Source organism: Bacteroides caecigallinarum, from assembly GCF_021530995.1.
In the GTDB taxonomy this organism is placed as follows: Bacteria; Bacteroidota; Bacteroidia; order Bacteroidales; family Bacteroidaceae; genus Phocaeicola; species Phocaeicola faecigallinarum.
In genome coordinates, this window is sequence record NZ_JADYTF010000004.1 from 1 (window position 1) to 12,654 (window position 12,654).

Annotated in this window: 9 protein-coding genes and 1 tRNA gene; 9 read left to right on the forward strand and 1 reads right to left on the reverse strand. The window is 40.6% G+C overall.

Annotated features, from left to right (window positions below; all coding sequences use genetic code 11):
- The 9 genes from I6E24_RS01200 to I6E24_RS01240 all read left to right on the forward strand — a co-directional run.
- A partial coding sequence (locus tag I6E24_RS01200) for an IS30 family transposase (protein ID WP_235325589.1) occupies positions 1-764 on the forward strand: 764 nt, incomplete at its 5' end.
- A gap of 109 nt (positions 765-873) precedes the next feature.
- Positions 874-947 (forward strand) — tRNA-Ile (locus I6E24_RS01205).
- Positions 948-1,067: 120 nt separating this feature from the next.
- Complete coding sequence (locus tag I6E24_RS01210) at positions 1,068-1,367, forward strand: nucleotidyltransferase family protein (RefSeq protein WP_235325591.1); 300 nt, start codon at positions 1,068-1,070, stop codon at positions 1,365-1,367.
- Entirely contained in the window at positions 1,360-1,698 is a 339-nt protein-coding gene (locus I6E24_RS01215) for a HepT-like ribonuclease domain-containing protein (protein WP_235325593.1), read from the forward strand. The genes I6E24_RS01210 and I6E24_RS01215 overlap by 8 nt, the downstream gene beginning before the upstream one ends.
- Before the next feature lie 403 nt (positions 1,699-2,101).
- Positions 2,102-3,391, forward strand: a complete 1,290-nt coding sequence (locus tag I6E24_RS01220) for an alpha-L-fucosidase (RefSeq protein ID WP_235325676.1) — start codon at positions 2,102-2,104, stop codon at positions 3,389-3,391.
- 15 nt (positions 3,392-3,406) lie between these two features.
- Complete coding sequence (locus tag I6E24_RS01225) at positions 3,407-5,455, forward strand: sugar-binding protein (RefSeq protein ID WP_235325595.1); 2,049 nt, start codon at positions 3,407-3,409, stop codon at positions 5,453-5,455.
- 12 nt (positions 5,456-5,467) lie between these two features.
- Complete coding sequence (locus tag I6E24_RS01230; RefSeq protein WP_235325597.1) at positions 5,468-6,712, forward strand: PNGase F N-terminal domain-containing protein; 1,245 nt, start codon at positions 5,468-5,470, stop codon at positions 6,710-6,712.
- Positions 6,713-6,736: 24 nt separating this feature from the next.
- Complete coding sequence (locus I6E24_RS01235) at positions 6,737-10,066, forward strand: glycoside hydrolase family 2 TIM barrel-domain containing protein (RefSeq protein ID WP_235325599.1); 3,330 nt, start codon at positions 6,737-6,739, stop codon at positions 10,064-10,066.
- Between the two features lie 19 nt (positions 10,067-10,085).
- Positions 10,086-11,222 (forward strand): Gfo/Idh/MocA family protein, encoded by a 1,137-nt coding sequence (locus I6E24_RS01240; RefSeq protein WP_235325601.1) that lies wholly within the window; start codon positions 10,086-10,088, stop codon positions 11,220-11,222.
- Here the strand turns inward: I6E24_RS01240 and I6E24_RS01245 are convergent.
- A complete protein-coding gene (locus tag I6E24_RS01245) occupies positions 11,190-12,554 on the reverse strand; it encodes an MATE family efflux transporter (protein ID WP_235325603.1) in 1,365 nt (454 codons plus the stop codon). The genes I6E24_RS01240 and I6E24_RS01245 overlap by 33 nt on opposite strands.
- Positions 12,555-12,654 lie beyond the last annotated feature (100 nt).

The window sequence follows — 12,654 nt, forward strand, 5'->3', positions numbered from 1 at the left end:
GTGAAAAGAGGGAGCGAATAGTACGCAACACAGCAATAAAACCTGGGGTGCTGGAGCTTGCCATAAAGTTACTAAAAGGGAAAGGATGGTCTCCGGAACAAATTTCAGGACATCTGAAAAAAGAGGGGAAACGCATATCTAAGGAACGTATCTATCAGGAAATCAGAAGAAAGCCTGAGCTTTCAAAATATTGTCATCACCATATGAAATACAGGCGTCACCAGCCTAAGCCATATAAGACAGCAGGAAAAAGCATGATTCCTGATAGGGTATCCATCCATGAAAGACCGGCAGAAGCCAATGGAAAAAGATTTGGAGACTGGGAGATGGATTTAGTTATTGGAGCAGAGCAAAAAAGTGCAGTTCTTACAATAATTGAACGAAGTAAGAATATGTTTCTACAAACAAAACTTCCATCCAAGAAACCTGAGGATGTAGAGAAAGCCGTAGTAAGACTTCTGCTCCCCTTCAAAAAACATGTGTATACTATCACAACAGATAATGGAATTGAATTTCGTAATCACAAGGCTATATGTAAAGCTCTGGATTGTACTGTGTATTTTGCAGATCCATATTGTTCGGGACAAAAAGGGGCAATTGAGAATATGAATAAAATACTTCGGGAATATTTCCCTAAAGGTACAGATTTCAGACAGGTGTCTCAAGCGGAACTGAACAAAGTACAATATCAAATTAATGATAGACCGCGTAAAAAACTAGGGTTTTCAACCCCCAAAATCGAGTTTTATAAAAGTATTTGCTAATTTTGCACTTGCCACTTGACTCTACAAAAATGATTTTTTTTCATGAAAAGTTTGCAGAATAAAAAATAAACACTACCTTTGCATCGCAATCGAAAATAAAGCGATTATCGGACTTGTAGCTCAGTTGGTTAGAGCAACAGACTCATAATCTGGAGGTCCCAGGTTCAAGCCCTGGCTGGTCCACTAAGAAAAAAGCAGTTACGAATTTCGTGACTGCTTTTTTCTGTCCTTGCGTAAAAAAATCTTATAAATAACATAGTTATGGCATAATTTGCTATCTTTGCGTTATAAGGAAGTTGATATATGGAGCTGATAGAGAACAATATACAGAATATTGTGGCTTTGTGCAAAAGGTACAAGGTGAGCAAACTGTTTGTGTTTGGTTCTATACTTACTGACCGCTTCAATGAAAATAGTGATGTGGACTTAGTTGTCTCTTTTAACAAAGCAGAGGTTAGTGATTATTTCGACAATTACTTTGATTTTAAATATTCGTTGGAAGAATTGTTTGGTAGGAAAGTGGACTTGTTGGAAGAACAAACTATAAAAAATCCATATCTGAAAAAGAATGTAGACGCAACTAAAGCATTGATATATGGATGATTTGATTAAGAAGCATTTGCAAGATATTCTTACTGCCATTGAAGAAATAGAAAGTTTCTTCGGTGATAAACCTAAGCAGTTTGATGATTTTTATAGTAATCTCTGCTTAAGACGTGCCATTGAGCGTAATATAGAGATTATAGGAGAAGCTATGAATAGAATCTTAAAGATTGATAGAAGCATATCTATTACAAACTCACGTAAAATTGTTGATGCAAGGAATTATATCATTCATGGATATGACAGCTTATCTGTCGATATACTTTGGAGCATGGTTATAAACCACTTGCCAAAACTAAAAAATGAAGTAACAGTTTTATTGTGTAATTAATAGGGATTCTGTTTATAAAAGAATAACAGATTTATAATTTGGAGGTTCCAGGTTCAAGCCTTGGCTGTTCCATAAAGAATATTTAGGCAGTTACGAATTTCGTAGCTGCTTTTTTTGTCCCCTTGCGTGAGCAATGTCAAACTTTTCTAAATGGATTTGTAGAATATTTTCTATATTGTAATTGAATTATAAAAGATTTTATTAAATTTGCAGTCAATAGAATATTTTTTGATGTTAAGATAAAATACTTGTTTAACCTTATGTGTGAGCTGTTTGGATATCATGTATTCCTATGCGGCTTTTCAGAGTGAATTGTTTTACTTTTTAATATTTAATAATCAATATGCTTAACAAACAAATCGTAGCTTTGTGTATAGCTTATTGTTGTGCGTCTGTACCTGTTATGAGTCAGACACCGGAAAAATCACAGCAGGATGCTATGAAAGAAAAAAGAATGGAGTGGTTCTCAAATGCCAAGTTGGGTATTTTCATTCATTGGGGTATTTATTCAGTGAAGGGGGTTTCCGAAAGCTGGTCTTTCTTCAATAAATACCTGCCATATGAGGAGTACATTAGTCAAAAAGATGGGTTTACAGCCTCTAATTATGATCCTAAGGCTTGGGTGGATTTGATTAAAGAAAGTGGAGCTCGCTATACTGTTATTACGACGAAACATCATGATGGAATGGCTTTGTGGGATACAAAAGCGGGTGAACTTAGTACTGTTAAATGTACGCCGGCTAAAAGAGATTTAATAAGTCCTTTTGTTGACGAAGTCCGTAAGCAAGGATTGAAATTGGGATTCTATTACTCATTGTTGGACTGGTCGCATCCCGATTATCCGAATATGACACGCACTGAGGTGCGTTATAAGAATGATCCTCAACGTTGGAAACGTTTCGTAGATTTTAATAAGGCACAATTGACAGAGTTGAATAAAACCTGGAAACCTGACCTGTATTGGTTCGATGGTGACTGGGAACAGACTGCTGAGGCATGGGACTCTAAAGGTATTGTGGATTTGCTGCGCTCTGACAATAAGAACGTAATTATCAACTCTCGTATTCAGGGATATGGTGATTATGCAACACCCGAACAGGGAGTGCCTATTGTACGTCCTGAAGATAAATATTGGGAATTGTGTATGACAATGAATGATTCCTGGGGTTATCAGCATACTGATACCAACTATAAGTCACCTTATATATTATTGCGTACTTTTGTGGATTGTCTTAGTATGGGAGGAAATCTGTTGCTGGATATCGGACCTAAAGAGGATGGCACAATTCCTGAAGAGCAGGTGGCTATCCTGAAAGAGTTTGGACGTTGGACCCAAAAACACAAGGAGGCTGTTTATGATACTCGTGCGGGTATTCCGACAGAACATTTCCAGGGATATACAACTTTGAATAAAGGTGGTGATATCTTGTATCTGTACTTGCCTTACAAACCTAACGGACCTATTGAAGTAAAAGGCCTGATGAATAAAGTCAACCGTGTATGGGTGGTAGGTAATGGCGCCATGCTATCTTATAAGGTATATAATAAGAACTATTGGAGTGAGGTGCCCGGTAATCTATATATTGATGTTCCAGATCATGTGCTTGATTCACAAATTACGGTAGTAGCCGTATTATTGGACGGACCGATAAAATTGTATCGTGGAGCTGGACAGGTAATTGAGAGTAACTAATTTAAAGAAACGATTATGAAGAAACAATTAATAGGCAGTTTGTTTGCACTTGCAATGGCAGGACAGTTATGGGGGCAGGGATTATATGAGAAGTATGAGCGTATGCTTACACTTCCTGAAGGTTATGTGTGCTATCGTGTGGATGGAAAAATCAAGATAGATGGAAAATTGAATGAAACGGATTGGCAAAAAACGCAATTTACGTCTTCTTTTGTAGATATAAGTGGGGAAGGATTTGCCAAACCTTGTTATGATACTTCTGCTAAGATGTTATGGGATGATAATTATCTTTATGTAGGAGCTATCTTACAGGAAGATGACATCAAGGCAAAGCTTAATCAGAGAGACACGATTATCTATTATGACAATGACTTTGAGGTATTTCTGGATCCGGATGGTGACGGACAGAATTATTTTGAGATAGAAACCAATGCAAAGGGAGTTATTTTTGACCTTATGCTGGATAAACCTTACCGTTCAGGAGGTAATTTTATGATTCAGTGGGATTGCCCGGGGCTTCAGTTGGCTATTCATCGTGAAGGAACTCTGAATAAGTCGAAAGACAAGGACAAGCAGTGGAGTGTGGAGATGGCAATTCCTCATAAGGCATTGACTGTGAATTTCTCCAATCCGGCTCAGGTAGGAAACTACTGGCGTATAAACTTCTCGCGTGTGCAGTGGTTGAAGCCCGGACAGCGTGAAGAAAATTGGGTGTGGATGCCTACAGGACGGATTGATATGCACATGCCTGACAGATGGGGATTCCTGTATCTTTCTGATAAGGTGGTTGGCGAAGGTACCGACACATTTAAGTATCCATACAATATGGCCGCTTACAAGTTACTTTGGGCCATGTTCTATGCGCAATTGGATAATTATGCAAAAGAGAAAAACTACATCCGTGCGAAAGAGAACTTCTTCCTGACCGAGGCGGAACTGAAAGACTTGCCTGCTGGTTCTGAAATATTGGTTGAGGCTACTCAGCGTACATTCTGTATGTCGGTAAGTGTGCCAGAAGAGAAAGTACGTTATGTGGTAGATCATAATGGGCGTTTTACTCGTGAGGCAATTACTCCTCGTCAGGTAAAGAATTGGGTATGGATGCGTATTAACAAGGAAAAGGGTGATGAATATTATAAGAAATACTTTGCCCTTATGAAGGAATGTGGCATCAGCGGAGTGATGTTTGAAGGTTATGATGAGGATACTTACAGGATGTGTAAGGAGGCGGGTCTGGAAGCGCATTACTGGAAGTGGACAATGAACAGAAGAGAGGTTCGTGATACTCATCCTGAATGGTTTGCCGTGAACCGTAAAGGTGAGTCAGGTTATGATAAGCCTGCTTATGTGGACTATTACCGCTTTTTATGTCCTAATCATGAAGGTGTGGCTGAATATCTGGCTGCTGATTACCTGAAAGAGGCAAATCTGCCTTATGTAGATGGGGTACATCTTGATTATGTGCGTTTCCCAGATGTGGTGCTTCCTGTAAGTTTGTGGAAAAACTACGGAATTGAGCAGACGTCTGAATTACCGGAATATGATTATTGTTATTGTGATGTTTGCCGTAAGATGTTCAAGGAAAAGACTGGAAAAGACCCGTTGGAATTGAAATATCCTATGGAAGATCAATCGTGGATTAATTTCCGTCTTGATGCTATTACACGTGTGGTAGATAAGATTACGCAAACCATCAAGGCAGATGGAAAACGTATTTCAGCAGCAGTATTCCCAGGTCCTTCTATGGCTCGCAAGATGGTACGTCAGGATTGGGGAGAGTGGTCGCTCGATGCTTATTTCCCAATGATTTACAATGGATTCTATTATGAAGGTCCAGAGTGGATTGGACGTTCAGTGAAAGAAAGTGTGCAGACTATCAATGGTAGGGCAAAAATTTATGCCGGTCTGATGTTCCCTGATATTAAAGATACCTTCGAGGAAGCATTGGATGAGGCTTTCAATAATGGAGCCTCAGGTGTTTCATTCTTTGATGGTCCGGATGAAGAGTATCTCTATAAGTTTAAAGTTTATTTGGATAAAAGAGGTTTTGAAGTAGCAAAATAATAAATTGAGTGTATGAAGATAATCAGTATGTTTGTTTCCTTGTTCGTGGCGTTGAATGTATTTGCTACAGGACATAAGGAATTTCCAGCAAAAGGAGATTTTAACTTGACGGTGTTTGATAAGGAGAATATACGTTTCGTTCCGGATACGTATGCAGGGTATTCTGAAGCCGGGGCTGATGGTGTAATCCATTTGGTGAACGGCCGTATTATATTGAAGAAGATTCAGGTGCCTGATTACCAGCGTGATGTGACGGTCAGTCTGAAGATTACAGTAGCTTCCAATGGAGACCGTTGGGATAAGTCCGGCTCTTGTTTTGTGCTTCCCAAAAATTCGGCTGTGAATCTGTTGAGTATCGCACAGGGAAAGAAAAAATTTCCTGAGATTGATAGCCTGAAATTAGAAAATATGATTGGAATAGTACCCGGAAAGGATTATTTGCCTACGATAGAACTGATGCGTTTTATGACTCCTTTCGGGGTGGGGTATTACAGTGAAGACGATGATTCTTTATCCAGCAGACGTAGACCTGTCTATATTCCAAAATGGGAGAAATGTGTGCAATGGGAACAGGATATCACTGATTTATATTCCGCACTTAAAGGTGAGGTGTATGTAGGTATCTTTATTGACACTTGGACAAAAGAAGGCTACGTGGCCAGTATGGATTTGAAAATTAAGGAAACCCCAGTTGCATGTGAAAAGCTTGTACGCCGCCATGTGGAACCGTTGATGAATACTGTATATTATATAGGTCAGTCTTATCCGGATATTTTTGCCCGTAAGTCTGTTTCTACAGATTTTGTTCTTCCAAAGAATGCTAAGAATGTTCGTTTGAAATACATAGTAACTGGGCATGGAGGCCATTCCGGAGGTGATGAATTTGTACAGAAACGTAATATCCTTTCTGTGGACGGAAAAGAGGTTTATAGTTTTATTCCTTGGAGAGACGATTGTGCTTCTTTCCGCCGTTTTAATCCTGCTACAGGTGTATGGCTTATCAAACGTCTGGCGGCTTATATAAGCGAGGAAGGTTACAAGGTAAAGGAAGTGGAGGAACCATTGGCTTCTTCAGACTTGTCACGTTCCAATTGGTGTCCTGGGTCGGATGTGTTACCGGAGGTGGTTGAACTGCCGGATTTACAACTTGGGAAGCATACTTTTACTGTCAGCATACCTGAAGCACAGCCTGTGAATAAAGATGAACTGAACCATTGGCTGGTGTCCGCCTATCTGGTATGGGATGTAATAAAATAGAAAATTGTTAGCAGAAAGTTTTATATGAAAAAAAATCTTCTTCTTATTTCGCTATTATTGTGTAGCAATTCATTTAATGTTTTTTCGAAAGATTATCAGTCTGTGACGTTGCCTTACTGGCAGGATATTCAGACTGTATGCGTAAACCGTGAGGAGCCTCGTTCTGCATTTATGACTTATGCGGATAAGACTCAGGCTATGACCGGCAAATATGAGTCAAGTCCTTATTATAAGTTACTTAATGGAGTGTGGAAATTCTATTATACAGACTCTCATCGTAATCTTCCTGCCGATATTACCGATAAGAATACAGACGTATCCGGTTGGAACGATATTAATGTTCCCGGGAACTGGGAAATGCAGGGCTTTGGAGTGGCTATATATACTAATCACGGCTATGAGTTCCAGCCAAGAAATCCTCAACCTCCAACGCTTCCGGATGATATTCCGGTAGGTGTATATCGCAGAAACCTGGAAGTGCCCTCTGATTGGAAAGATAGGGATATTTATCTTCATATTGCCGGAGCAAAATCGGGTTGTTATGTATATATCAATGGTAGGGAAGTGGGATATAATGAGGATTCCAAAAATCCGGCGGAGTATCTTATCAATGACTATCTTGAAGACGGACAGAATGTACTGACACTGAAAATTTTCCGTTGGAGTACAGGCTCATATCTGGAGTGTCAGGACTTCTGGCGCATGAGCGGTATTGAAAGAGATGTATTTATTTACTCTCAGCCTAAGGCTTCGGTAAATGATTTCCGTGTGACTTCCACTCTTGACGATTCGTATAAGAACGGTATCTTCCGTCTGGCTATCGATTTAAAGAACAATCGCAGTGCGACTGCAAATCTGGAAGTCAGCTACGAGCTTGTTGATAAGCAGGGTAGTGTTATAGCTCAGGAGAATAAGAGTGTATCAGTTGACTCAAAGAAAGAGAATACAGTGGTCTTTAATAAGGAAATCCCACAGGTAAAGACATGGTCGTCTGAAGCTCCGAACCTTTATAAAATGTTTATGACTGTAAAGGAGAACGGAAAGGTAACTGAAGTGGTACCATTTAATGTCGGTTTCCGAAGGATTGAGATAAAGGAAATAGACCAGAAATCCGCCAATGGAAAGAACTATACAGTGCTGTTGGTCAATGGTCAGCCTATCAAGCTGCGCGGTGTAAACATACATGAGCATAATCCTGAAACAGGGCATTACGTAAATGAGGAACTTATGCGAAAAGATTTTGAGCTGATGCGACAACATAACCTGAACACAGTACGTCTGTGTCATTATCCTCAGGACAGACGTTTCTATGAATTGTGCGACGAGTATGGTCTTTATGTTTACGATGAAGCGAATATTGAGAGTCATGGTATGTATTACGACCTTAGAAAAGGTGGTACACTGGGAAATAATCCTGAGTGGCTGAAACCGCATTTGTATCGTACCATCAATATGTTTGAACGTAACAAGAATTATCCTTCACTCACATTCTGGTCGCTCGGTAATGAGGCCGGTAACGGTTATAATTTCTATCAGACTTATCTGTGGGTTAAAGAAGCTGACAAGGATATTATGAATCGTCCCGTGAACTATGAACGTGCCCAGTGGGAATGGAACTCGGACATGTATGTACCTCAATATCCTAGCGCTTCATGGCTGGAGTCTATTGGTAAGAGAGGTAGCGACCGTCCTGTTGCTCCTTCTGAATATGCTCATGCCATGGGTAACTCTACGGGTAGTCTTTGGGACCAGTGGAAGGCTATATATAAGTATCCTAATCTTCAGGGTGGTTATATCTGGGATTGGGTTGACCAGGGTTTGAAGGTTGAGACTGAAGATGGCGGTTTCTTCTGGGCGTATGGAGGCGACTTCGGAACAAATATGCCGAGCGACGGTAACTTCTGTTGCAATGGTATTGTCAGTCCAGACCGTACTCCTCATCCTGCCATGAGTGAGGTGAAATATGCCCATCAGTATGTAGGATTCGAGATGAAGGATGGAGAAAACGGTATATTCAATGTAACCAACCGTTATTATTTCACAAATCTGAAGAAGTATATGATTACATATCTTGTTAAGGAGAATGACAAAGTGATTCGTCGTAACAAGATATCAATGGATATTGAACCGCAGGCAAGTAAGGAATTGAAGGTAAACGTAAGCGGCCTTAAACAGAAAGCCGGTACTGAGTATTTTGTTGAGTTCAGAGTCACTACTGTTGAGCCTGAAACACTGGTACCTGCAGGATTCGAACTCGCACACGACCAGTTCCGTTTGCCTATAGAACCTCTTGAACGTGAATTTGCCGTTTCCGGTCCGGCACTTAAGTGCAGTACTGAAGGCAATATCCTAAGTGTATCTTCTTCAAAGGTTAATTTCAAGTTCGACAAGAAAAGCGGACTTGTTACTTCCTATAAGGTTGGCGGGACAGAGTATTTCAGCGAAGGTTTCGGTATACAGCCTAATTTCTGGCGTGCGCCTAACGATAACGATTACGGAAGTCAGATGCCTAAGCGTCTGCAGATATGGAAGCAGTCAAGCAAGAACTTTAACGTGGTAGATGCTTCTGTAGAAATGGACGGAAAAGATGCGGTGCTGAAAGCCACATATCTTCTGGCTGCAGGAAATCTTTATATTGCGACTTATCGTATACATCCTTCAGGAGTAGTAAAAGCCGACTATACCTTTACTTCTACGGATATGGAGGCAACAAAGACCGAATTGTCTGAAGCTACTCTCATGGCTACTTTCACTCCGGGAAATGATGCTATCCGCAAGGAAAGTTCTAAACTTGTTGTTCCTCGCATCGGTGTCCGTTTCCGTATGCCGGCTAATATGAATTATGTGACATATTTCGGACGCGGACCTGAAGAAAACTATAGTGACCGTAACAACGGTACACTTGTCGGACTCTATAAGAGCACTGCCGATGATATGTATTTCCCATATGTACGTCCTCAGGAAAACGGGCATCACACAGATACACGATGGCTGACTGTGGGTAAGAAAGGCGGAAAAGGTCTTACAATTTATGCCGACAAGACTATAGGCTTCAATACATTGCGTAACTCTATTGAAGATTTCGATGGTGAGGAAGCGACATACTGCGACTATCAGTGGAACAACCGTGATGCAGAAGAACTGAAACATGACGTTTCTACAGCAAAAAATATCAAGCCAAGACAGACTCACATCAGTGACATCAAGCCACGCGATTTTGTAGAAGTGTGTGTGGATATGAAGCAGATGGGTGTAGGCGGATACGACAGTTGGGGAGCTATTCCTGACAAGCAGTATCTTATTCCGGCAAATCAGGAATATAAGTGGGGATTTACTCTTGTTCCATCAAGATGAATTATAATTAAGTAATAATATGGCAGCCATTAAAACCTGTATTATAGGTCTGGGCTATAGAGGAAAAAGACTGTTGACTCTTTTATCTTCTATAGATGATTTTGATATCGTATCAGTCTTTGATCCATGCGTTGATGAAGACATAAGTATGAAATACAACTCTTTTTCGAATGGAAAAGATGATTACAGGAATATGATATTGCAATGTTCCCCCGACCTTGTTATTATAGCCTCTCCATGGGAGTACCATGTAGAACAGGCTGTGTTTGCGGTTTTGAATGGCTGTCATGTTGCTTTGGAAATAAAAGGAGGTTTGTATATAGATGAATATAAACCTTTACTGGAGGCTGCCATTGAGAAAGGAAGAAACATTTATCCATTGGAAAATACTGTGTTCATGAGAGAACACATGTCAATGCTCAACCTGATAAACTCCGGAGTGTTGGGGAAAATTGTTGCCGTGAAAGGTGGATACAGACACGACCTGAGGAAAATACTTTTAAATGAGGATGGGGAAATAGGCAGAAATCCCGGTACGGAAGGAATATGGAGAGGCAGATTTTATCTAAAGGATAATGCGGATATATATCCTACGCATGGATTGGCACCAATATGTCTGTTTTCAGGAATTGGCCGGACTGATAAAATCACAGAGCTGGTCTCGTTTGCTTCTGCATCGCATGGCATATCCGAATATATAAATCGTTGCGGAGGAAATGCAGGTCAGAAAATAACTATGGGAGACGTGATAGTGACACAGATGCTCACCGAAAAAGGAACTCTTGTTACATTAACCCACGATACAACATTGCCCAGACCGAGAAGCCTGGATATAGAAGTTCAGGGAAGCAAAGGTATATGGAGAGGGGAGTTCAGAAAAATATATATTGAAAACGTATCTCCATACGAGACGTGGGAAGACGACGCCGTATATATCGACAGATTCGAACATGAAGCATGGAAGAAATGGGGGAAAGATGCTGTAATCATAGATGAACATCACAAGGGAATGGATTATATAATGCTGAAATACTTGGCGGAAGATATAAAAGGGAAAGAAATATATCCGATAAATATCAGTGACTTGGCTCTGTGGACATCTGTGACTCCTCTGTCAAAAACGTCAATAGCGGAGGGACGTATTGTCTTTTCTTAATTTTTTTAGTACCGGTACTGTCAGAGGGAATGCCAGCAGAAAAGAACAGAAATCCGATACTGCCTGACACATCTCTACTCCTTGCAAACCTAGTATTCTCGGAAGAATTATTATAAGAGGTATGAAGAAAAGTCCTTGGCGGGCCGACGAAAGGATGAGAGCTCTTCCAGGCACTCTTATTGTCTGAAGCATCATGTTGCAGAGTATTACCCATGTGCCGATGGGTAGGGTTATAAGTTGCCAGCGAAGTGCTCTGGCTCCAATCTCTATTACCATAGGGTCGTCTTTGCGGAACCATGCCACTATTTCAGGGGCAAATATATACCCTATTACCGAACATACGGCAAGGAATATTACACCTGTCTTGACACAAAAGTAGAAACCTTCGCGTACACGCCTGTAGAGACCTGCACCATAATTGAATCCGCAAACAGGTTGGAACCCCTGGCCGAATCCTATTACAAACGAGTTTATAAACATACATATTCGTGTCACGATTGACATTCCTGCTATTGCGGCATCTCCATAGTTCCCTGCTGCTACGTTCAGCATGATGGTGGAGAGGCTTACCAGTCCCTGGCGGCTTAGCGACGGGATTCCACCGAATGTTATTTCTTTCAGATAATTGAATGATGGAGTGAAATTCCTGAACTTTATCTTGATGTTTGTTCCTTTGCTGTCCATGTACATCAGAACCATGAAACTGCATATCTGACTAATTACGGTGGAAAGTGCGGCTCCGGAAACACCCATGTCGAATACGAATATCAGCAGTGGGTCAAGTCCGATATTGATTACTGCACCTATTATTATGCCAATCATAGCGTAAACGGCATTTCCCTGAAAGCGCATCTGATTGTTGAGTACCAGCGATGAGGCCATGAAAGGCGCTCCCAGCAGAATTATTCCCAGATAGTTTTCCGCGTATGGCAGTATGGTTTCTGTGGAACCGAGCATCAGACATATCGGAGTAAGAAAGATATTTCCTATAATGGCTATCAGCAGTCCGAATGTGAATGCGTAGAAGAATCCTGTTGATGCCATCTTTTCAGCATTGTCATAGTCCTTTGCGCCAAGTTTTCGCGAAATGTAATTGCCGGAACCATGTCCGAAGAAGAAACCGAAGGCCTGTATTATCGCCATTACCGAGAATGATATTCCTACAGCTGCCGTCGACTGCGTATTGATTTGTCCTACGAAATATGTATCAGCCATTACATAGAATGATGTAACCAGCATACTTATTATGGTTGGTATAGCCAGTGAGGTTATCAGTCCCGGAATAGGCGCTGTGGTCATCATCTTATGTTTGTCTTGTGCTGTTGCTTTCATAAAACTGTTTTTTTTTGCGGCAAGATTGTGCTTGTTTATTGTGAATTATCTTACAAAAATAGATGTTTTTTTTGTTTTTCTTCCTATTAATGAGCCATTT

Coding starts and splice junctions, on each gene's coding strand:
- I6E24_RS01220 (WP_235325676.1), top strand. CDS start 2,102: ATGAGTCAGACACCGGAAAAATCACAGCAGGATGCTATGAAAGAAAAA.
- I6E24_RS01235 (WP_235325599.1), top strand. CDS start 6,737: ATGAAAAAAAATCTTCTTCTTATTTCGCTATTATTGTGTAGCAATTCA.
- I6E24_RS01210 (WP_235325591.1), top strand. CDS start 1,068: ATGGAGCTGATAGAGAACAATATACAGAATATTGTGGCTTTGTGCAAA.
- I6E24_RS01215 (WP_235325593.1), top strand. CDS start 1,360: ATGGATGATTTGATTAAGAAGCATTTGCAAGATATTCTTACTGCCATT.
- I6E24_RS01240 (WP_235325601.1), top strand. CDS start 10,086: ATGGCAGCCATTAAAACCTGTATTATAGGTCTGGGCTATAGAGGAAAA.
- I6E24_RS01230 (WP_235325597.1), top strand. CDS start 5,468: ATGAAGATAATCAGTATGTTTGTTTCCTTGTTCGTGGCGTTGAATGTA.
- I6E24_RS01245 (WP_235325603.1), bottom strand. CDS start 12,554: ATGAAAGCAACAGCACAAGACAAACATAAGATGATGACCACAGCGCCT.
- I6E24_RS01225 (WP_235325595.1), top strand. CDS start 3,407: ATGAAGAAACAATTAATAGGCAGTTTGTTTGCACTTGCAATGGCAGGA.